The sequence below is a fragment of the Stenotrophomonas sp. LMG 10879 genome, from assembly GCF_002750935.1.
Classification (GTDB): domain Bacteria; phylum Pseudomonadota; class Gammaproteobacteria; order Xanthomonadales; family Xanthomonadaceae; genus Stenotrophomonas; species Stenotrophomonas lactitubi_B.
This window is the reverse complement of the sequence record NZ_PEJT01000002.1, coordinates 278707-299177: the sequence shown is the minus strand read 5'-3', so window position 1 is coordinate 299177 and position 20471 is coordinate 278707. Positions and strand designations below refer to the sequence as shown.

The window sequence follows — 20471 nt, the reverse complement described above, 5'->3', positions numbered from 1 at the left end:
GGTCTCGATCTGGGGGTGTGAAGGCGGCCAGGCAAGTCCGCCGGGGGAAACGGGGACGCCGGGCTCAACGCGGCGGCGGCGGTTCGGTGACGGTCGGCGGCGCGGCCGGCAATGGTTGGATGCGCGGCGGCGGTGCCGGCGCTGGCGCGCGTTCGCGGCTGCGCTCGATCACTTCCACCTTGGGCTCCTTCCACGGGCCGGTCACCTTGTAGGTGCGGGCGCCGATCTCGCCCAGTGGTTTGGACAATACCGCATTGGTGGCGGCACCCAGCGCCGCGCCGACCGGGCCGCCGGCCACCGCACCGACCACGGTCAGCAGGTTGCCCGCGCGCGGGTTGACGTCGATGGTCTGGTCGAACTGCTGCTTGCGCAGGTCGGCTTCGCCACGGATGGTGATGTTCGCTGCCGGCCCTTCGATCAGCACCTTGTCGGTACGGGCCATGCCCTCGCCGAACTGCACGCTGCCCTCGACCTGGTTGAACGCGAAGCCCTTGGAGAAGAAGTCGCGGAAGTCGAACATCAACCGCCGCGGCAGCTGGGCGACGCTGAGCAGGCCCAGCACGCGGCCGGCACCTGGCTCCAGCTCCAGCAGCTGGCCATTGCGGGCATTCACATCAAGCTGGCCCTGCAGGTTGCCCAGCTGGAAGTCCGAAGGACCACCGGGCCACGACGCCTGCAGCTGGGCGTGGCCGGAGCCGCCGCGCAGCTGGCCGCCGTAATCGAGGTTCTGCAGCAACCCGCCCAGGTCTTCACTGCGCACCTGCGCATCGAGCGCGGTGCGCGAGCCGCCGCCCTTGCCGAGCCAACGGCCACGGATGTCGATCTCCTGGCTGGGGGCACGGAAGCGCAGTTCTTCCACGCTCAGGCCATTGGCGATCGGCCGCGTGCGCAGCACCGCCTGGCCCAGCACCACCTTGCCGAACTTCAGGTCGGCGATGTCCAGTGCGAACGGCGGCAGTTTGGCCGGGTCCATGTCGTCGGCACCGGCCTGCACCCGTGCCGGTGCCGCAGTGGCTCCGGGAAGGGTCGGCAGCGATTGCCAGTACACCCGCTCGAGCTGGCCGCTGATGGTGCCGCCCTCGGCGTTGGGTACGTTCAATTTGCCGGCCAGCGACGGGCCATCCAGGCGCACGTCCAGCGCCTGCGGGCCGGGATGCAGCTGCAGACGGGTCTGCTCGAACACGCCACCGATCAGCATCAGCTGGCCGACCTGCACGTCAACCGCGCGCAGCGGCATCGGATCGCCATCGCCACCGGCGCCACGGGCCAGGCCGATCCATTCCAGCGCATCCAGCGTCGGGCTGCGGCCATTGACGGTCAGCCCGCTGGGCGGTGGCTCGCGGTCGACACGGTCGCTGCCCAGGGTGACCTGCACGCCGGTCTGGTTGTTGTGGCTGCGCGCGGCCAGCGCCAGACGCTGGCCGAATGCCACGTCGATGCGGCCAGCACCCATCGGCAACTGCGCGGCCACGGTGGTCGGCAGCGGCTCGCTGGCCGGCTTCTGCAGCGGTGCCGGCAGGTCCAGGCGGGTGCCCACCAGGTCCGAGCGCAGGCGCAGCTCGCTCGGCGGCGCCGGCGCACCCGGTGCCACCTTCGGCAAATTCACCGCAATGGTCCACGGCGAGGTGCCATTGATGTACGGCTTCAGCCACGCCATTTCCGGTGCGCGGTCGATCAGCACGCCCGCGTCGAGCGTGGCGGCCAGTTCCGATTCGAAGGCCAGCTTGGGGTCACGCACGAAACCACCGGCGCGCAGGCTCAGCCGGCCGTCCTGGCCGAGGTGGCGCACCGCCAGTTCCTCGGCGGCAAAGCCGGCGTTGCTGTAGCGGGCCTGCCCGCGCATGTTGTCGAATTCCAGCTGGAAGCGCTTGTCGACCAGCTTCAGCCCAGCCAGGTCCACCGTGCCCTGCAGGTGGCCACCGCCCTGGTCATGATGCAGAGGCTGCAGCAGGTCGAAATGCACGTTGGCCGGGCCGCTTGCCGCGAGGTTGTCCAGGGTGTCGCCGTATTCCTTGTGCAGCGGGCTCTGCCGCAGCATTGCCAGCAGCTTGCCGGCATCGCCCTGGCTGTCGGCGCGCACGTACAGGGGCTGCTGGCCGAAATCCTGGATGCCGGCTTCGAACGTCTGTACCGCTACGCCGGCCAGATCGCCGCGACCCTGCATGTGGAAGCCGGGGCCGATGAAGGCGACATCGGCGTCCACCTGGCTCATCAACGGCCAGTCGTGCTGGAAGCGGATGTCACCGTTGGTGATGTGGCCGGTGGCCTCGAAGCGGCCATCGTTGTTGTCGAACGGCCAGTCGTCCAGGTCACCGCTGACCAGGCCGATGCCGTTGCGCACCTGGCCGCCGGCCAGGGCCATGTCCAGCCAGTCGGTGGCGCCCTTGCTCATTTTGGAATGGATCCAGAAACGCTTGGCGGCGGTCATCGGCACGTCGTCCAGCTTGGCCGCCAGCTGCATCCACGGCCGGGTGCCGTCGCCCTGGAACCAGAGGCCACCGCGCACGTCGGCGGCGTAGTCGGTGCCTTCCACGCGCATCGCCGGGGTGCCGATGCGCCAGCCACCGGCCTCGTCGCGCCAACCGACAATCTGTCCGGCCAGGTGCAGATCGTGCCGCACGCCGAAACCGGTCGGCCAATCGAACTGCAGCTGGCGTTGCGGCTGCAGCTGCAGGCTGAAGCCATCGGCATCGCCCTCGAAGCGGCCGCCCAGGCCGCGCAGGCCCGGCGAGTTGCCAACGCTGGCAAAGCCCAGCGACTGCAGTTCGCCCTGTACCGACAACGGGCCATCCTGCTGACCGCGCACCTGCACCTGCGCCACATCCAGCTGCGGCGTGGCCAGGTACAGCCAATGGCGCAGGCCCGCATCCAGCCGATCGCTGAGTGACAGCGCGCGCAGCGCGATACCCGCCTGCGCCGCCCCGGCCTGCACCCGCATCTGCTTGCCCATCCGCACGTGCAGGCCGTCCAGCTGCTGCTGGCTGCCATCGGCCTGCAGGCGCAGGCGCGGCACCTGCAGCGCCCAACCGTCTGCCGTCCGCTGCCAGCGCAGGCGCGCCTGCAGCCGTTGCAGCTGCATCTGCGGAGCCGCGATGCCGGGCATCGGCGCGCCTTCGATACGCAGATCGCGCAGGTCCGAATCGGTGGTCAGCGCCACCGGCGCGAAATCCCGCAGGGTCAGCCACAGGTTGAGTTCGCCCTTGCCCTCGCGCAGGCGCATGCCACCGGCCGCCAGCAACGGCGACCAGGCGCGGAAATCAACTGGATCGGCACCCACCCAGGCCTGGCCGTTGCCGCGCTGGCGATCCAGGTCCAGCACCGCCGTCAGCGGCAAGGCGTCGGCCTGTGCCCAGGCACGCACGCCCACCCGCAGGCGGTCGCCATCCACGCGCAGGCGCAGGTCGATGCGCGGCAGGGTGGTGTCCACGCCCAGCGCAGGTGCGTGCACGCCCAGGCGGCCGCCAATCACCTGCAGTTCGCCCAGCCGGCGCAACGCGTCCAGTGGATCGCCGCCAGCACTGGACTGCGGCAGGCCACGCACCGACCAGCGCCCATCGGCAGCCTGCTGCAGATCCAGCGCCAGGCCGCGCAGGCGTAGTTCGGTCAGCGAGCGGCCCGGCAACAGGCCGCTGTACATCGACACCAGTACTTCGGCTTCACCGATGGCCAGGCCCTGGCCCGCGCCGATGCGCAGGCCCTTCAACTGCAGCAATGGACCGCGACGGGTCCAGGTGGTGTCCAGGCGTTCGAAGCGCACCGGCTGTCCGGCACGCGCGCTCAGCCAGGCCGCGATCCTGTCCGGATGGCGCTCAGCCAGCGGCAGCAGCTGGCTGAAGGTGCCGACCAGCAGGGCAAGCCCGACCAGGCCGACCGCGCATGCGGCGATGAAATGACGGCGGATCCTTCGCAGTCGCAGGCGCGGCGGCGCGCTCATCGGCCACCGAAGGCAGACAGTCGGCCTGGATCAGAGCAGAACAACATCGAACTGCTCCTGCAGGTACTGCTCGTCCGCCTGGAAGCGGATGCTCTTGCCGAGGAACTCCTCCAGCTCGGCCACGGCCGTGGATTCCTCATCGGTGATCCGCGCCACCACCTTGCTGGAGGCAATCACCAGCAGGCGCGCGGCATCGAACTGGCGCACCGCACGGGTGATCTCGCGGAAGATCTCGTAGGTCACCGTTTCGGTGGTCTTGATGGTGCCGCGGCCACTGCACTGCGGGCAGGTTTCCGACAGCTGGCGTTCCAGGCTTTCCACCGTGCGCTTGCGGGTCATCTCCACCAGGCCCAGCGGCGAGAAGTCGTACACCGTGGTCTTGGCGTGGTCGCGGGCCAGCGCCTTCTCCAGGGTACGCAGCACCTGGCGGCGATGCTCGGCGTCATCCATGTCGATGAAGTCGATGATGATGATGCCGCCCAGGTTGCGCAGGCGCAGCTGCCTGGCCACCGCCTGCGCGGCCTCCAGGTTGGTGCGGAACACGGTTTCTTCCAGGTTGCGCTGGCCAAGGAACGAGCCGGTGTTGACGTCGATCGTGGTCATCGCCTCGGTCTGGTCGATCACCAGGTAGCCCCCCGACTTCAGCGGTACCTGCTTGTCCAGTGCACGGCCGATCTCGTCCTCGACCCCGAACATGTCGAAGATCGGACGATCGCCGCTGTACAGCTCGATCTTCTCGGCCAGCACCGGCATGTACTTGGCCACGAAGGCCTGCAGCTGGGCGAAGGTCTCCTTCGAGTCCACCTTCACCTTGTCCACGTCCTTGCGGATCAGGTCGCGCACCGAACGCAGCGGCAGGCTCAGGTCTTCATAGATGTTGCTGCACGAGGCCGCCTCGCGGCCGCGGCGCTCGACCACGTTCCACACCCGAGACAGGTAGGCGATGTCTTCGGCGATGGCCTCGGCCGGCTGGCCCTCGGCATTGGTGCGCACGATATAGCCGTAGCCGCCGTGCTGGGCCGACAGCTCGGTCACCAGCGCCTTCAGCCGCGCGCGCTCGCCTTCGTCCTCGATGCGCGCCGACACGCCCACCACCTTCGACTGCGGCAGCAGCACCATGTAGCGCGAGGGAATGCTGATCTGGGTGGTCAGGCGTGCACCCTTGGTCCCGATCGGGTCCTTCACCACCTGCACCACGATGTCCTGGCCGTCGCGCAGCAGCTCCACGATCGGCACGCTGGACGGCGGCGGCAGGGTCGTGTTCTCGGTATCGGCGCTGGCCACCGGCGCCGGCCGCACCACGTCGTTGGCGTGCAGGAACGCGGCGCGCTCCAGCCCCACTTCGACGAAGGCCGCCTGCATGCCCGGCATGACCCGCTGCACCTTGCCCTTGTAGATGTTGCCGACCACGCCCCGGCGCCAACCGCGCTCGATGTGCAGTTCCTGCAGCATGCCGTTCTCGATCACCGCGACCCGGGTTTCGCGCGGGGTCACATTGACCAGGATTTCCTCAGACATCGGCAGCCTCCCTGGCGGCATCAGCAGTTGGGGCCAGCACGCCGCAGCGGGCCAGCAGACGATCGGTATGCAGCAACGGCAGCCCCATGACACCGGAGTAGCTGCCGGAAAGGTGTTCGATCCAGCGCTCGGCGCCGCCCTGGATGGCATAGGCACCGGCCTTGTCCAGCGGCTCGCCGCTGGCAACGTAGGCGGCGATGTCGGCCGCATCGATCGCGGCGAAAGTGACCTCGGAAACGACCAGTTCGCTGTCCAGCCCCTGCGCGTCCACCACCACCACGGCGGTCATCACCTGGTGGGTGCGCCCGGCCAGCCGCGCCAGCATCGCCCGCGCGTCGGCGGCGTCGGCCGGCTTGCCGAACACGTCGCCATCGAGCACCACTTCGGTATCCGAGCCCAGCACCCGCGCCTGCGGGTCATCGGCCAGCACCCGCGCCAGGCCGGCGCGCGCCTTGTCGGCGGCGACCCGGCACACATAGTCCTGGGCACTTTCAGAGGCCGCACGCTGCTCGACGACCTCCAGGTCCAAGGCCTGGAAAGGGCGTCCGAGTCGGGCCAGCAGCTGGTTGCGTCGGGGGGAGCGGGAAGCAAGATAGAGCATCGACACAGCATAACCTGACGCCGGTACCTGAATCGTCGGACAATCCGTCCCCGGCGCCTGCAACCCCGAACGGACTCACAGCGCGTTCATCGCTACGACACCACCCTCACCGCCACAACAAGGAGATCCCATGCGCCGCACCGCCACCCCGCTGCTGCTTGCCCTGTCCCTCGCTCTTGGAGCTTCGATGACCGCCCATGCCGACCCGTCGTCGCCGTCGATCGCCGCCGCGGCCGAAGGCACGCTGCTGAACATCTCGGCCAACGCCGAAGCCACCCGCGTGCCGGACGTCGCCACCCTGTCGGCCGGCGTGGTCACCCAGGCTGCCGACGGCAACAGCGCGATGCGCCAGAACGCCCAGCAGATGGACAAGGTACTGGCCGCGATCAAGGCCGCCGGCATCGCCGAGCGCGACGTGCAGACCAGCGGCGTCAGCCTCAACCCGCAGTACCGTTATGCCGACAACGAAGCACCGAAGATCACCGGCTACCAGGCCAGCAACACCGTCAGCCTGAAGGTCCGCGACATCGCCAAGCTCGGCAAAGTGCTGGATGCGCTGGCCGCGCAGGGCGCCAACCAGATCAACGGTCCGCAGTTCGAGATCGACCAGCCCGAACCTGTCTATGACGAAGCCCGCCTGGCGGCACTGAAGAAGGCCCAGGCCCGCGCCCAGACCTATGCGAAATCGCTTGGCCTGCAGGTGCGCCGTATTGTCAGCATCTCCGAGAATTCCGGTGGCGGTTTCCGCCCGATGCCGATGATGCGTGCGCAGGCCGCCGGCATGGCCATGGACAAGGCGACCCCGGTCGCCCCGGGTGAGTCGACCGTGTCGGTGAACCTGGACGTGGTGTTCGAACTGGGCCGCTGAGGCCCCTGCCCGCTTGCTGCAACGGCGCCCTGCGGGGCGCCGTTTTCGTTTCCGCCGCCGCCGCGCGCGCCCCGCTAGATGAAGGCCAGCTCAACGCTGCCGCCCCTGCCTCTAGGCAGTGGTGGAGGCGGCGCGCTAATGATTGACTGCCAGCCGCGTGCGGCAACCCCGATGGCGGCCCTGGTGCGTTGAGGACTTCGACACTGGCATGGAGGTGGACCATGGTTCGTACGTATCCCGTAGTACCCCTGCACTTCGATCCCGCCCGCGTTGCCGCCTGGAGTGCGGCCATCGCCCTGCATCTGCTTGCGTTCCTGATGCTGCTGATCCCGGCGACCTACCAGGCCGTCACCGCACTTCCCCGCGACCAGACCACGATCCGGTTCATTCCGAAGGAAGAGCCCAAGCCGATCGAGCCGCTGCCGCTGCCACCCAAGCCCGAAAAAGTGGAAGTGGTGCAGAAGAAGCAGGCCGTGCCGGCCCCGCAGACACTGCCCGCCCCCACCGCGACCGTCGAGGAGGCCCAGGGCATCATCCTGCCGGCCGCCGAGCCGACAGCGGTGCAGGCGGCACCGACGATCGCCCCGTCCACGCCGTTGGCCGGCGCCCAGCTGCAGTACCGCAGCAATCCGCCGCCAAGCTACCCGGTCCAGGCGCTGCGCAACCACGAGCAGGGCACGGTGCTGCTGCGGGTGGAAGTGGACCCCAGTGGCCAGCCGGTGAACGTCAGCATCGAGCGCAGCAGCGGCTCGCGCAGCCTGGACCAGGCCGCCCGCCAGCAGGTGTTGCGCCACTGGCGGTTTGTGCCGGCCGAACGTGACGGCATGGCCGTTCCGGCCATCGGCATGGTGCCGGTGCAGTTCTCTCTGCCCAACTGACCAAGGGCCGGCCCGGCGCCTGCCGGGCCGGCAGTAACGGTGAATGGGCCGGAACAGGGCCAAGCTGCCCGGTTATTTGAAGTTCGTTGGAAATCCGTTACGAATTTAGTAAAACTTCACACCTTCGTCACCTGCTGGAAACCTAGATTGACGCGTCCCGGGACACACCGGAGACAGCCCTCAATGCTCGAGTTTTCCAGTCAGGAGAGAAGCTGTGAAACACCCGATCCAACGGCCCGCCAGCCGCCGCCATAACCACCTGGCATCGTCCATCACCCATATCCTTACCGGCGGCGCCCTGCTGCTGGCCGGCGCGGTGGCTTCCTCCTCTGCATTCGCGCAGGAGCAGGCCACCAACCTTGACCGGATCACCGTCACCGGTTCGAACATCCCGCGTACCAACACCGAGACACCGTCACCGGTGCAGGTGGTGACCCGCCAGGAAATCGATCGCACCGGCAAGACCACGCTTGCCGAGTACCTGCAGACCATCACCGCTGATGGCGCCGGCTCCATCCCCAAGACCTTCGGCAACGGCTTCGCCGGCGGCGGCGCCGGCATTTCGCTGCGCGGCCTCGGTGCCGGCTCGACGCTGGTGCTGTTGAACGGCCGTCGCATGGCCACCTACGGCCTGGCCGATGATGGCCAGAAGGTGTTCACCGATCTCAGCACCATCCCCCTCGACGCGGTCGAGCGCGTGGAAGTACTGAAGGACGGCGCCTCGGCGATCTATGGCTCCGACGCCATCGCCGGCGTGGTCAACATCATCCTGCGCAGCGACTTCCAGGGTGCCATCCTGCGTGCCTCGTACGGCCTGTCCGGTGACAGCGACGGCGACACCAAGAAGGCCACGCTGACCGCCGGTACCGGCGACCTGGCCAGCGATGGCTGGAACGCGTTCTTCAGCCTGGACGTCGGCAAGTCCGACGCCATCAAGATCAGCGACCGCAAGAATCGCAAGTGGATCGGCACCGGCGACACCCGTCCGTGGGGCTATGACGCCACCGACGCACAGTTCCTTGGCGGCGCCTACCTCAGCGGCCGCACCAACGGCGGCGTCGGTCCGAACGGTTCGGTGTTCAACAACGACGCTCCGTCGCCGCACCTGGTCGCCCTGCCGGGCTGTGCCAACCTGAGCACCATCCCGGGCCAGAGCGATGCAACTGCGGCGTCCCAGGGCTGCCTGTGGGATCCGGCCCAGCAGTACCGCGACCTGACGCCTGAAGAGAAGTACGTCAACGTGTTCGGTCGCGCCAGCTTCGCCTTCGGCGAAGGCGGCGAGGTCTACACCGAGATCGGCTACTCGAAGAAGGAAACCATCTTCAGCAACACCCCGTCCGGCGTGTCCGGCGGCTGGGGCTACCCCGGCGGCCCGGTCAACGCCAGCAGCGGCCCCGGCGCGACGATGCTGTATGCCGGCCACCCGGACAATCCGCTGCCCTACGCCGCGCGCCTGCGCTACAGCGCCTGGGATGTCGGCCCGCGCGTGACCAACAACACCAACGAGTTCAACCGCTTCCTGGTGGGCGTCAAGGGCAACTGGGGTGACTGGAGCTACGACACCGCCTACCTGCATTCGGGCACCGACCTGACCAACAAGCGCACCGGCTTCCTGCGCTACAGCTCCGTGCTGTGCGCGCTGGGCAACCCGAACTGCGCTGGCGGCACCTGGCGCATTGGCGACAACGCCAGCCAGAACTCGCAGGCGCTGTACGACTACATCTCGCCGACCATCAGCGCGCGCGCCAAGTCCAGCCTGGACATGTTCGACTTCACCATCTCGCGCAGCCTGATGGACCTGAAGGGCGGCCCGCTGGGCCTGGCGTTCGGTACCGAATGGCGCAAGACCAGCAACAGCCTGACCCCGCAGACCTACACCGACCAGGGTGACATCATCGGCCTGGGCTATTCGGCTTACGACGGCACCCAGAACGTGTACGCCGGCTACGTCGAGCTGTCCGCACCGGTGCTGGAGCAACTGGAACTGTCGGCCGCGCTGCGTTACGACAAGTACGAAAGCGGTGAAGGCAAGGCCACGCCGAAGCTGGGCGTGAAGTGGACCCCGGCCGACTGGATCGCCCTGCGCGCCAGCTACGCTGAGGGCTTCCGCGCACCGAACCCGGCCGAGAACGGTGACGGTGGTCTGGCCGCCTTCTCCAACGCACGCGACCCGGTGCGCTGCGCCATCGATCCGGCCGAGTGCACCGCGCGTTCGGTCGCCATCATCACCCGCCCGAACAAGGACCTGAAGCCGGAAGAGTCCAAGAGCTACTCGGTGGGCCTGGTGCTGCAGCCGACCTCCAGCACCTCGCTGACCGTCGATGCCTGGCAGATCAAGCGTACCAACGAGATCGTGCAGGGCAGCACCGCCGCCGCCATCCTCGCCGGCAGCGTGCTGCGTGATTCCAACAACATCGGCGGCGTGGCCAACTCCGGCAGCATCCTGGCCGTCAACACCGGCTATGTGAACGCAAGCTCCTCGCGCGTTCGCGGCATCGACACCGATATCCGCCAGACCTTCGATATCGGCCCGGGCCAGTTGGAGATGGATCTGCAGTGGAGCCACATCCTGAAGTTCGAGCGTACCGAAGGCGGTGAAACCGTTGACTATGCCGGAACCCACGGCAACTGCGATGTCACCAACTGCATCGGCACGCCGAAGGACAAGATCAACTTCGGCACCACCTGGCGCCAGGGTGTATGGAGCGTCAGCGGCGTTGCCAACTACATCGCCAAGATGGACAACACCGACAAGCGCGGTGGCGACTACCAGGCGTTCTATGAGGACGGCACGCCGGTGACGAAGATTTCTTCGTTCACCACCTTCGATCTGTCCGGCCGCTGGAACATCACCGAAGCCTTCGAGCTCAATGCCTCGGTGGCCAACGTGTTCGACCGTATCGCCCCGCTCGATCCGACCACCTACGGTGGCGTGAACTACAACCCGATGCACTTCTCCGGTGCGCTGGGCCGTTACTTCACCGTCGGCGCCAAGTACACGTTCAAGTAATCCTGCTGCAGCATCACCTGCAAAGGCCCGGGCTCCTGCCCGGGCCTTTGCTTTTTTCCGCACGCGACAGCGTCCATCATGGGCACCCCGACAGCTGCGGCGCGCGTGATGCCCTCTTCCAACCAACGCCTTGGCCTGGCCGCCCTGACCGCACTGGTGGTCGGCTCGATGGTCGGTGCCGGTATCTTCTCGCTGCCACAGAACGTGGCGCGCAGCGCCGGCCCGGCGGCCGCGCTGATCGGCTGGGCAGTGAGCGGCGCCGGCATGCTGATGCTCGCCTTCGTGTTCCAGGCCCTGGCCAATCGTCGCCCTGACCTGGACACCGGCATCTATGCGTATGCGCGCGCAGGCTTCGGCAACTACATCGGATTCTCCGCCGCCTGGGGCTACTGGGTGGCTTCGGTGCTCGGCAACGCCAGTTTCTTCGTGCTGATCTTCAGCGGTCTCGGCCACTTCGCGCCGGTGTTTGGTGAAGGCAATACTCCCGCTGCCATCGCCGCATCGTCCGTTCTGCTGTGGACGGTGCACCTGCTGGTGCTGCGAGGCCTGCGTACCGCCGCGATCATCAATGGCCTGGTCACCGTGGCCAAGCTGGTGCCGATCGCGCTGTTCCTGATCCTGGCGGCCGGCGCATTCCGCATGGACGTGTTCCGCGCCGACTTCTTCGGCGCTCCCGCGTTGGGCGACATGGGCCAGCAGCTGCGCGGAATGATGCTGGTCACCGTGTGGGTGTTCATCGGTATCGAGGGCGCCAGCATCTATTCGCGGCGCGCAGCACGACGCGCCGATGTCGGCCGCGCCACCGTGATCGGCTTCATCGGCGTGTGGCTGCTGCTGGTGCTGGTCAGCCTGCTGTCGATGGGTGTGTTGTCACAGGCCGAACTGGCGGGCCTGCCTAACCCCTCGATGGCCTATGTGCTGCGCGCGATCGTTGGCGAATGGGGCGCGACGGTGATCATCATCGGCTCGATCATCTCGGTGCTGGGCGCGCTGCTGGCGTGGGTGCTGCTGTGCGCCGAAGTGCTGTTTGCCGCCGCTGGCGATGGCACGATGCCGGCCTTTCTCGGCCGCGAGAACACGCGCGGCGTGCCCGCCAATGCGCTGTGGCTGAGCAACGGCCTGATCCAGTTGTTCCTGCTGCTGGTGCTGTTCAATTCGGGCAGCTACACCAGCCTGGTGCTGCTGGCGGCGTCGATGAGCCTGGTGCCGTACTTCCTGTCCAGCGCATTCGGCGTGAAGCTGGCCTGGCAGGGCGAGGCGTACGCCAGCGCCGCCGGCGCCCGCTGGCGCGACTTCCTCGTCGCGCTGCTGGCCAGCGCCTATGCGCTGTGGCTGGTGTATGCCGGCGGCCTGGACAACCTGCTGCTGTCGGTACTGCTGTATGTGCCGGGCGTGGTGCTGTACGCGTTGACCCGGCGCCAGCGCGGCGAGCGGGTGTTCACGCGCTGGGAGTGGGTGCTGTTCGGCGCGATCCTGGTGGTGGCCATCGCTACACTGGTGGCGTTCTGGAAAGGCCAGCTGACGCTGTAGAGCCGAGCCCGCGCTCGGCTTCGCACAGGCAGCCGAGCATGGCTTGTATGTTCCTCCCGGCTCGGCTCTACAACCGGCGTTTCGGCAGCATGCCGATGTCGTGCATCCAGCGTTCGGCCAGGCTGGGCCATGCCGACACCGGCGCATCTTTCAGGCGCAGGCCGAACGCGTGGCCGCCGCGTGCGAACAGATGCATTTCAACCGGCACTCCCGCTTCGATCAGTGCACGCTGATAGGTCAACGCGTGACGGACATCGTCCGTGGGGTCGTCGGCGGCCTGCACGATGAATGTCGGCGGCACCTTGGCATCGACCACGATGTCTTTTTCCAGCGAATCATCCTTGCGTACCCAGAGATGCCCCGGATACAGCAGCATCGCAAAGTCCGGCCGGCTGGACTGCGCATCCGCCGCATCCAGCGCTGCATAGCTGCGCTGCGCATGCGTGCTCAACCCGGCCACCACATGGCCGCCGGCCGAGAAGCCGATTACCCCCACCCGTTGCGGATCGATCTTCCAGTGGGCGGCCTGCGCACGCAGCAGGCCCATTGCCCGTTGCGCATCCTGCAATGCCATCGGCACGGCGGGAATGTCGCGGCAGTTGCATTCGCGATCCCAGTTCGGCCCCGAGGCCGGTACGCGATACTTCAGCAGCGCGCAGGTGACGCCCTGTGCGGTGAGCCAATCACAGATCTCGCTGCCTTCCAGGTCCATCGCCAGCACGTTGTAGCCACCGCCCGGCACCACCATCACTGCGGTGCCGGTGGGCGAGCCTTTCGCCGGGAACACGGTGAGCGTGGGCACGGCTACGTTCTGCAGCATCATCCAGTGCTCGCCACTGGCCCGGGAGACGGTTTCGCTGACCTGCTCGGGGCCTTTCAGCTTCGGCGGCGCCATCACCTGGCCATCCGGCCAGAGCGGCAGTTCCGTGGTGCCGGCGGGCGGTTGCCAGGTCGCTGGCGCGGCGGCAGATGCAGCGAACGGCTGCACGGCCAGCAGCAGTGAAACAGCGAAGCCGATCGCGCGCATCGTCAGCATCCACATGATGAAACCGCATTGTAGAGTCGGGTTCGCTCGACAGAGTGCGCGCAGTGCATCCACGCATGGCGTGGATCTACCTGCGCACGCGACTGCAGGGTTCGACGCAACAAAAAAGGCCTGCATCTTGCGATGCAGGCCTCTTGAATGTGGCGCCCGAAGTTGGACTCGAACCAACGACCCCCTGATTAACAGTCAAGTGCTCTAACCGGCTGAGCTATTCGGGCAGACCGCCAGTATAACGACTCTTCACGCGCGATGGTAGGGGTGATTGGCCAACATCGCAGCGGCGCGATACAACTGTTCGGCCACCACCAGCCGCACCAGCATGTGCGGCAGCGTCAGCGGGCCGATCGACCACTTTTCATCGGCCAGCGCAGACACTTCCGGCGAATGGCCTTCCGGCCCACCAATCAGGAACGCCAGGTCCCTGCCCTGTCCGCGCCAGTGCTCCAGGCGCTGCGCCAGCTGTTCGGAACTGAGCTGGCGGCCCGGTACGTCCAGTGCAACAACATAGGCATTCTTCGGCAGCGCAGCGATCACCCGCTTGCCTTCGTCTTCGGTGGCGCGACGCGCGTCGCGCCCTTTGCCGCGCAGGCCGGGCTCGATCTCCACCAGCTCGAAGGGCAGCCAGTGCGAGAGCCGCTTCTGGTACTCGGCAAACCCCTGCGCGACCCAGCTGGGCGCGCGTTCGCCGGTGGCGATCAGGCGGGCTTTCATCAACATTCCTCCAAAACGTCGACGGCGCCATCGGCGCCGTCGAGAACTGCATCAACGCATGGCTCAGGCCACTTCGTCGTCGTCGTAGGACGGCGGCTGGTCGCCAACGGTCCACAGGCGCTCGAGCGCGTAGAACTCGCGCACGCGCGGCAGCATCACGTGCACGATGACGTCGCCCAGGTCGACCAGCACCCATTCGGCTTCACGCTCGCCTTCAACACCCAGCGGCATGACGTCGATCTTCTTGGCGAAGCGCACGACCTCATCGGCGATGGACTTCACATGGCGGGTCGACGTACCCGACACGACCACCATGTAGTCGGCGACGCTGGACTTGCCGCGCACGTCGATCTCGACCGGGTCCTTGGCCTTCAGGTCTTCGGTGGCTTGACGGACGCTGGCCAGCAGTTCCGGCACGGAGGGCGGCGGGCTGGGCAGATCGACCTTGATGGTCTGGGGCTGGGTCTGGTTGCTCAAAGCGGGTCGACTCGATAAACGTGGGGGCGATTATACGGCCACAGCGCGGCAACCGTATTCACGAGGTGGCGGAGCGGTACAGGCCATGGCCAGAAACATAGTCGGCCACCGCCGGTGCCAGCATGGCCCGCCAGGGACCACCCGCGGCGATCTGGGTGCGCACGGCGCTGGCCGATTCCTCGCGCAGCGGGTGGTGCAGGCGCAGGATGCGACCGGCCGGGCTGGCAAACAGCGCCTGTTCGTTGTCGGCCCAGCGGCCCTCGGTGGCCTGCCCCAGCGCGCCGTCGACACTGGCCCGCAGCGGACTGCCCGGACGCTCGGCGACGATGAAATGGGCCAGCCCGAACAGCGCCTGCCACTCATGCCAGCTGGGCAGGCCGAGCAGGCTGTCGGCCCCCACCAGCCACGCCAGCGGGCGGCTGGGGCCAAGTTCGGCACGCAGTTCGCGCAGGGTATCGACGGTATAGGACGGCCGGCCGGGAAAGCGCGCGGCCCGATCCAGCTCATGACGGTCCAGCAGCAGGCCCGGCTCATCGCCGATGGCCAGGCCGAGCATGGTGCAGCGTTGTTCGGCGGTCGCGCCCGGCACCGCGCGGTGCGGCGGGTCGGCGGCAGGCAGCATGCGTACCGCCACCTGCAGTTCATCGCGTGCAGCGCGCGCGATCGCCAGATGGCCCAGATGCACCGGGTCGAAGGTGCCCCCGTAATAGATCCGCAGGCTCATGGATCAGGCCCGGGCGAGCAGCCGTACCGCGCGCGCCTCGGCCACCGCCACCAGCAGGCGCTCAAGCGCGAGCCAGGCATCGCCGTCGGCTCGCCCCTTGGCGATGCGGTCAACCAGCCCGGCTTCGGCCACGAAACGCTCCCAGCGCTTGCCTTCCGGGTGCCGCTGCAGCGCACGCTTGTAGGGTGCCTGCCGCGATTCCCAGATACCACGGGATTTCATCTCCGCAGCCAGGTTGCCGCCGCGTGCCTGGACCCGTGCCAGGCCGGCACCAGCCAGCAGTTCGCGGATCACGATCGGCATCAGCGCGGCCACGGCCTCGCCTTCGCCGCGCAGACCGGCCAGCATCCTCAGCACCGCCTGCGGCTGGCCGGAGAAGGTGGATTCGACCAGCCGGAACACGTCGTAGCGGGCGGCATCGGCCACCAGCGATTCCATCCGTTCCACGTCCAGGGTCTGGCCATCGGCCAGCAGTGCGAGCTTGTCGATCTCCTGCGCCGCGGCCAGCAGGTTGCCTTCCACGCGCTCGGCCAGGCGTTGCACGGCGGCGGGCTCGGCGCGCAGGCCTCTGCTGCGCAGGCGCCGTTCGATCCAGTCCGGCAGCTCGTGCGGCTTGATCGCCCAGGCCACCGACAGCACGCCGACGCGGTTCACCGCCTCGGCCCACTTGCCCTGGTGGGCCTTGCTCCACTCATTGGCGGTGATCATCAGGATCACGTCCGGCGCCGGATTGGCGCAGAACTGGCTGATCACCTCGCCACCGTCCTTGCCCGGCTTGCCACTGGGCAGGCGCACTTCCACCAGGCGGCGGGCGCTGAACAGGCTGGGGGCGTGGAAACTGGCGTCGAGCTGGTTCCAGTCGAAGTCGCGGCCATCGGCATCGAACACTTCGCGCTCGTCGATGCCGGCCGCGCGTGCGCGGGCACGCACGGCGTCAGCCGCCTCCAGCACACGCAGTGTTTCCGGACCGGCGATCAGATAGACCGGCGCCAGCGCCGTGTCAGCGCCCTGCCCGGCCAGCTGTTCCGGTCGCAGTTCCATCAGGCGCCCGGCTCAGTGCTGGACGGCGGGTGCGGGCTCGACCGGATCGTGCTCGACCGGCTTCGGCGCCGACAGGCTGCCGCCCTTTTCCAGTTCGGCGCGGACCACGCTGTCGATACGGCGGATGATCGAGGCCGACATTTCGCGGCGCAGTTCGTCAGCCAGGATCTCGCGTTCGGTGGTGGTACCGGTGGCGTCGGTCGGCGGCGACACGTAGTCGCGCGACAGTTCGATCACCTGCTGCGGCACCAGTTCGCTGCCATCTTCGCGGCGGAAGATGAAGATCACCGCATAGCGCAGGCTGTATTCCTGCGCGCGGCCCTGCGAGTCGATGGCGATGGGCAGGTCGCCCCAGCGTTCGGACAGCACCTGCAGCTGGGCATTGGGGCCCTTGCTGTCCTCATCGGCCAAGCGAGCACCGGAGGCCAGCAGGCTGCGGTTCAACAGCTTGACCAGCTCACTGTAGGGCGCGGTGGATACCACCTTCACCGGTGCCGTGTCGGTCGGCAGCATCAGCTTGTTGCGCAGGTGGAAACCGCAGCCGGCGAGGCCGAGGGCGAGAACGAGGGCAAGCAGGATTCGGGTCATGGAGACAGTCTGGCGGAGCCGGGCGATCACGGCAACAGACAGGGTGCCCGAGGCCGCGTGAACGCAGGGCCATCGGCCGGGCGCGCCCGGCGTGGCGACAACGCACCGGCCGCCACAATGGCGGCCGGCGCCAGGTACATCAGGCAGCGACGATGTTCACGATCTTGCCGGGAACGATGATGATCTTGCGCACCGTCAGGCCTTCCAGGAACTTGGCCGCGTTCGGCTCGGCCAGGGCCAGCGCTTCGATCTGCTCGCGCGCGGCATCTGCGGCGACCTCGATGGTGCCACGCAGCTTGCCATTGACCTGCACGGCCAGGGTCAGCGCATCGCGCACCAGCGCACTGCTGTCGGCCTGCGGGAACGGCTGGTCTTCCAGCAGCGTTTCGCCATGGCCCAGCACCTGCCACAGGGCGTGGCTGGCATGCGGGGTGATCGGGTTGAGCAGCAGCACGATGGCCTGCAGTGCTTCCTGACGCACGGCGCGCCCCTGTTCACTGCCGTCCTCGAACTTGGCCAGCGCGTTCATCAGCTCCATCACCGCGGCAATGGCGGTGTTGAAGCTGTGGCGGCGCCCGTAGTCGTCGCCGACCTTGCCGATGGTCTCGTGGGTCTTGCGGCGCAGGGCCTTCTGGCCGGCATCCAGCGCGGCCGCGTCGAGCGCCGGTGCGGCACCGTCGGCAGCGTGCTTCTGCACCTGTGCCCACAGGCGGCGCAGGAACCGGGCCATGCCGTCCACGCCGGCTTCGTTCCATTCCAGCGACTGTTCCGGCGGTGCAGCGAACATCGAGAACAGGCGCACGGTATCGGCGCCGTACTTGCCGACCATTGCCTGCGGGTCCACGCCGTTGTTCTTCGACTTGGACATCTTCTCGGTACCACCGACCACCACCGGCTGACCGTCGGCGATGAGGGTGGCGCCGGTGATGCGGCCGCGCTCGTCGCGCTGCACTTCCACATCGGCCGGGTTGATCCAGTCCTTCGAGCCGTCCGGGTTCGGGCGGTAGTAGGTCTCGGCGATCACCATGCCCTGGCACAGCAGGTTGCGCGCCGGCTCGTTGCTGTCCACCATCCGCGCGTCACGCAGCAGCTTGTGGTAGAAGCGGAAATACATCAGGTGCAGGATCGCGTGCTCGATGCCACCGATGTACTGGTCCACCGGCAGCCAGTAGTTGCCGCGCTTGTCGACCGCATCACGGGCGCCCGGCGAGGTGTAGCGGGCGTAGTACCAGCTCGACTCCATGAAGGTGTCGAAGGTGTCGGTCTCACGCTCGGCCGCGCCACCGCATTCCGGGCAGGTGGTCTTGCGCCATTCCGGATCGGCCTTGATCGGCGAACCGGTGCCGACGAAGTTGACGTCTTCCGGCAGCACCACCGGCAGCTGGTCTTCCGGCACCGGGACCGCGCCACACTTGTCGCAGTAGATCACCGGAATCGGGCAACCCCAGTAGCGCTGGCGGCTCACGCCCCAGTCGCGCAGGCGGTAGTTCACCCGGCGCTGGCCCTGGGCCTTGCGCTCGAACCGTTCGGCCAGCGCCTCGAAGGCGCCCTGGAAATCCAGGCCGTCGAACTCGTCGGAGTTGACCAGTTCGGTCTCGCGGGTCTTGTCGCCGTACCAGTCCTGCCAACGCGTCGCGTCGTAGGCGCCCTCGTCCTTGCGCAGCGACTTCAGCGCGATGACCTGGCGGATCGGCAGGTTGTACTTGTTGGCGAATTCATTGTCGCGCTGGTCGTGGCCCGGTACGGCCATCACCGCGCCGGTGCCGTAGCCCATCAGCACGAAGTTGGCGACCCACACCGGCACCTGGGCACCGGTAACCGGATGCACGGCGCGCAGGCCGGTATCCATGCCGCGCTTTTCCTGGGTTTCCAGTTCGGCCTCGGACACGCCGCCCTGCTTCATTTCCGACAGCAGCGCAGCCAGTTCCGGGTTGTTCTTCGCCGCATGCAGGGCCAGCGGGTGTTCGCCGGCGATCGACACGAAGGTCACGCCCATCACGGTATCCGGGCGGGTGGTGAACACGCGCAGCGGATCCAGTGCGGTGCCATCCACATCACGCACATCGAACTGGATTTCCAGGCCCTCGGAGCGGCCGATCCAGTTGCGCTGCATGGTCTTGACCGACTCCGGCCAGCCGTCCAGCTCATCCAGGCCGTCCAGCAGTTCCTGGGCGTAATCGGTGATGCGCAGGAACCACTGCGGAATCTCGCGCTTTTCCACCAGCGCGCCGGAGCGCCAGCCGCGGCCGTCGATGACCTGCTCGTTGGCCAGCACGGTCTGGTCGACCGGGTCCCAGTTCACCACCGCGTTGCGGCGGTAGGCCAGGCCCTTGCGCATCAGGCGGGTGAACATGCGCTGCTCGTGGACGTAATAGTCCGGGCGGCAGGTGGCGAACTCGCGCGACCAGTCGATGGCATAGCCCAGCGACTGCAGCTGGCTGCGCATGTGGTCGATGTTCTTGTAGGTCCAGGCGGCCGGCGCGGTCTTGTTCTTGATCGCAGCGTTTTCCGCCGGCAGGCCGAACGCGTCCCAGCCCATCGGCTGCAGGACGTTGTGGCCGGTCATGCGCTTGTAGCGACTGATCACATCGCCGATCGTGTAATTGCGCACGTGGCCCATGTGCAGCGCACCGGACGGATACGGAAGCATCGACAGGCAGTAGTACTTCGGCTTGTCCGAGGCTTCATCGACCTCGAAGGCACGGGTAGCGTCCCAGTACTTCTGGGCGGCGGATTCAACCTGCTGCGGATCGTAAACGTTGGGTTCGACGCTGGTCATGTAACACGCGGTTGCGGCGGCAAAGCGGTACAGCGTACCGCAGTGCGGCAAATGGCTCCAATCCCGCCTGCCGGGCCGGCGCGCGGCGAGGCGCTGGAACGCGTCTCAGCGCCTGCGCGACAGCGGCAGGGCCAAGGCCAGCCATAGCGCCCAGCAGGCAAAGGCCAGCCGTTGCGCCAGCGCCGCCGGCAGTACTCCCGGCAGGCCGAACGCGAGCAGACCAGCGCCGGTTCCGCAGCCCAGCGCCAGCAGGCCCAGCCTTCGGCCACCCGGATGCCGCAGTCGCGCCGCCCCCAGCAGCACGCTGCCTGCGACAAAAGCCAGCGCCCAGACCATCCACACGCTGGCGTGCAGCTTGCTGGCCGGGCCCTGCATGTCCATCTGGTCCTCGAAATCCAGCGGCAGCAGACCCATCGCGATGAAGGCAAGCGCGGCCAGCAGCAGCATCTGGCTGCCCACGCGTGCCGTCCAGGCGGCATCCACCGGTAGTTGCCGGCGCAGGCGCTCGGCCACCACCACCGCCAGCGCACCCGGCAGCACCAGCCCCAGCAGGTTGAAGCCCAGCGCATGGGGAATGCCGTGCGCGCCCAGCCAGGTCACCGGATGCAGCGCCTGCGAGTAGTCCGGCAGCGCCGCACCGAAGCCGGCCACCGACAGCACGAACAGGGCTGCGGCGAGCACGCCCACCCAACGATCCAGCCGAACCACGGACATCGCAGCCACTCTCCACAAGAACATCAGCACATTGTCGCGGCAGCTGCCAGCTC

General features: G+C 67.7%; 15 protein-coding genes and 1 tRNA gene. 4 read left to right on the top strand and 12 right to left on the bottom strand.

Annotation, left to right across the window (positions count from 1 at the left end):
* Positions 1-64: 64 nt before the first annotated feature.
* From CR919_RS04175 to CR919_RS04165, 3 genes are read right to left on the bottom strand one after another with little or no spacing between them, the layout of a single operon-like run.
* Positions 65-3934, bottom strand: a complete 3870-nt coding sequence (locus CR919_RS04175) for a YhdP family protein (RefSeq protein ID WP_099818991.1) — start codon at positions 3932-3934, stop codon at positions 65-67.
* Between the two features lie 30 nt (positions 3935-3964).
* Complete coding sequence (gene rng / locus CR919_RS04170) at positions 3965-5452, bottom strand: ribonuclease G (RefSeq protein ID WP_025879287.1); 1488 nt, start codon at positions 5450-5452, stop codon at positions 3965-3967.
* Positions 5445-6053 carry a Maf family nucleotide pyrophosphatase gene (locus tag CR919_RS04165; RefSeq protein WP_099818990.1) on the bottom strand — a complete coding sequence of 203 codons (609 nt, stop codon included), beginning with the start codon at positions 6051-6053 and terminating at the stop codon, positions 5445-5447. The genes rng and CR919_RS04165 overlap by 8 nt, the downstream gene beginning before the upstream one ends.
* Before the next feature lie 130 nt (positions 6054-6183).
* Between CR919_RS04165 and CR919_RS04160 the strand changes: the two genes are divergently transcribed.
* The 4 genes from CR919_RS04160 to arcD all read left to right on the top strand — a co-directional run bounded on the left by CR919_RS04160 (position 6184) and on the right by arcD (position 12339).
* Entirely contained in the window at positions 6184-6921 is a 738-nt protein-coding gene (locus CR919_RS04160; protein WP_099818989.1) for an SIMPL domain-containing protein, read from the top strand.
* Between the two features lie 221 nt (positions 6922-7142).
* Complete coding sequence (locus CR919_RS04155) at positions 7143-7799, top strand: energy transducer TonB (RefSeq protein WP_099818988.1); 657 nt, start codon at positions 7143-7145, stop codon at positions 7797-7799.
* A gap of 214 nt (positions 7800-8013) precedes the next feature.
* Positions 8014-10809, top strand: coding sequence for a TonB-dependent receptor (locus CR919_RS04150; protein ID WP_099818987.1), 2796 nt, complete (start codon positions 8014-8016; stop codon positions 10807-10809).
* A gap of 108 nt (positions 10810-10917) precedes the next feature.
* Positions 10918-12339, top strand: coding sequence for an arginine-ornithine antiporter (gene arcD / locus CR919_RS04145; protein ID WP_099818986.1), 1422 nt, complete (start codon positions 10918-10920; stop codon positions 12337-12339).
* A 67-nt stretch (positions 12340-12406) separates the two neighbouring features.
* Here arcD and CR919_RS04140 read toward each other — a convergent pair whose 3' ends face one another.
* The 9 genes from CR919_RS04140 to CR919_RS04100 form a co-directional block, all read right to left on the bottom strand.
* Positions 12407-13366, bottom strand: a complete 960-nt coding sequence (locus CR919_RS04140) for an alpha/beta hydrolase (protein ID WP_099819115.1) — start codon at positions 13364-13366, stop codon at positions 12407-12409.
* A gap of 159 nt (positions 13367-13525) precedes the next feature.
* Positions 13526-13602: transfer RNA gene (locus tag CR919_RS04135), tRNA-Asn, on the bottom strand.
* 22 nt (positions 13603-13624) lie between these two features.
* Complete coding sequence (gene rlmH / locus CR919_RS04130) at positions 13625-14095, bottom strand: 23S rRNA (pseudouridine(1915)-N(3))-methyltransferase RlmH (RefSeq protein WP_025879294.1); 471 nt, start codon at positions 14093-14095, stop codon at positions 13625-13627.
* Positions 14096-14158: 63 nt separating this feature from the next.
* Complete coding sequence (rsfS, locus tag CR919_RS04125; RefSeq protein ID WP_099818985.1) at positions 14159-14572, bottom strand: ribosome silencing factor; 414 nt, start codon at positions 14570-14572, stop codon at positions 14159-14161.
* 58 nt (positions 14573-14630) lie between these two features.
* Positions 14631-15296 carry a nicotinate-nucleotide adenylyltransferase gene (gene nadD / locus CR919_RS04120; protein WP_099818984.1) on the bottom strand — a complete coding sequence of 222 codons (666 nt, stop codon included), beginning with the start codon at positions 15294-15296 and terminating at the stop codon, positions 14631-14633.
* Positions 15297-15299: 3 nt separating this feature from the next.
* Entirely contained in the window at positions 15300-16337 is a 1038-nt protein-coding gene (holA, locus tag CR919_RS04115; protein ID WP_099818983.1) for a DNA polymerase III subunit delta, read from the bottom strand.
* A 12-nt stretch (positions 16338-16349) separates the two neighbouring features.
* Positions 16350-16925, bottom strand: a complete 576-nt coding sequence (lptE, locus tag CR919_RS04110; protein ID WP_099818982.1) for an LPS assembly lipoprotein LptE — start codon at positions 16923-16925, stop codon at positions 16350-16352.
* Between the two features lie 139 nt (positions 16926-17064).
* The gene (gene leuS, locus CR919_RS04105; protein ID WP_099818981.1) at positions 17065-19704 is read right to left on the bottom strand and encodes a leucine--tRNA ligase; all 2640 of its coding nucleotides are present in this window, start codon (positions 19702-19704) and stop codon (positions 17065-17067) included.
* A gap of 105 nt (positions 19705-19809) precedes the next feature.
* A complete protein-coding gene (locus tag CR919_RS04100) occupies positions 19810-20418 on the bottom strand; it encodes a DUF998 domain-containing protein (protein ID WP_099818980.1) in 609 nt (202 codons plus the stop codon).
* Between the last annotated feature and the right edge of the window lie 53 nt (positions 20419-20471).

Excerpts from the sequence above, each read along its gene's own strand:
- CR919_RS04175 (WP_099818991.1), bottom strand. The coding sequence starts at position 3,934 with ATGAGCGCGCCGCCGCGCCTGCGACTGCGAAGGATCCGCCGTCATTTC.
- rng (WP_025879287.1), bottom strand. The coding sequence starts at position 5,452 with ATGTCTGAGGAAATCCTGGTCAATGTGACCCCGCGCGAAACCCGGGTC.
- CR919_RS04165 (WP_099818990.1), bottom strand. The coding sequence starts at position 6,053 with ATGCTCTATCTTGCTTCCCGCTCCCCCCGACGCAACCAGCTGCTGGCC.
- CR919_RS04160 (WP_099818989.1), top strand. The coding sequence starts at position 6,184 with ATGCGCCGCACCGCCACCCCGCTGCTGCTTGCCCTGTCCCTCGCTCTT.
- CR919_RS04155 (WP_099818988.1), top strand. The coding sequence starts at position 7,143 with ATGGTTCGTACGTATCCCGTAGTACCCCTGCACTTCGATCCCGCCCGC.
- arcD (WP_099818986.1), top strand. The coding sequence starts at position 10,918 with ATGCCCTCTTCCAACCAACGCCTTGGCCTGGCCGCCCTGACCGCACTG.
- CR919_RS04140 (WP_099819115.1), bottom strand. The coding sequence starts at position 13,366 with ATGCGCGCGATCGGCTTCGCTGTTTCACTGCTGCTGGCCGTGCAGCCG.
- rlmH (WP_025879294.1), bottom strand. The coding sequence starts at position 14,095 with ATGAAAGCCCGCCTGATCGCCACCGGCGAACGCGCGCCCAGCTGGGTC.
- nadD (WP_099818984.1), bottom strand. The coding sequence starts at position 15,296 with ATGAGCCTGCGGATCTATTACGGGGGCACCTTCGACCCGGTGCATCTG.
- holA (WP_099818983.1), bottom strand. The coding sequence starts at position 16,337 with ATGGAACTGCGACCGGAACAGCTGGCCGGGCAGGGCGCTGACACGGCG.
- lptE (WP_099818982.1), bottom strand. The coding sequence starts at position 16,925 with ATGACCCGAATCCTGCTTGCCCTCGTTCTCGCCCTCGGCCTCGCCGGC.
- leuS (WP_099818981.1), bottom strand. The coding sequence starts at position 19,704 with ATGACCAGCGTCGAACCCAACGTTTACGATCCGCAGCAGGTTGAATCC.
- CR919_RS04100 (WP_099818980.1), bottom strand. The coding sequence starts at position 20,418 with ATGTCCGTGGTTCGGCTGGATCGTTGGGTGGGCGTGCTCGCCGCAGCC.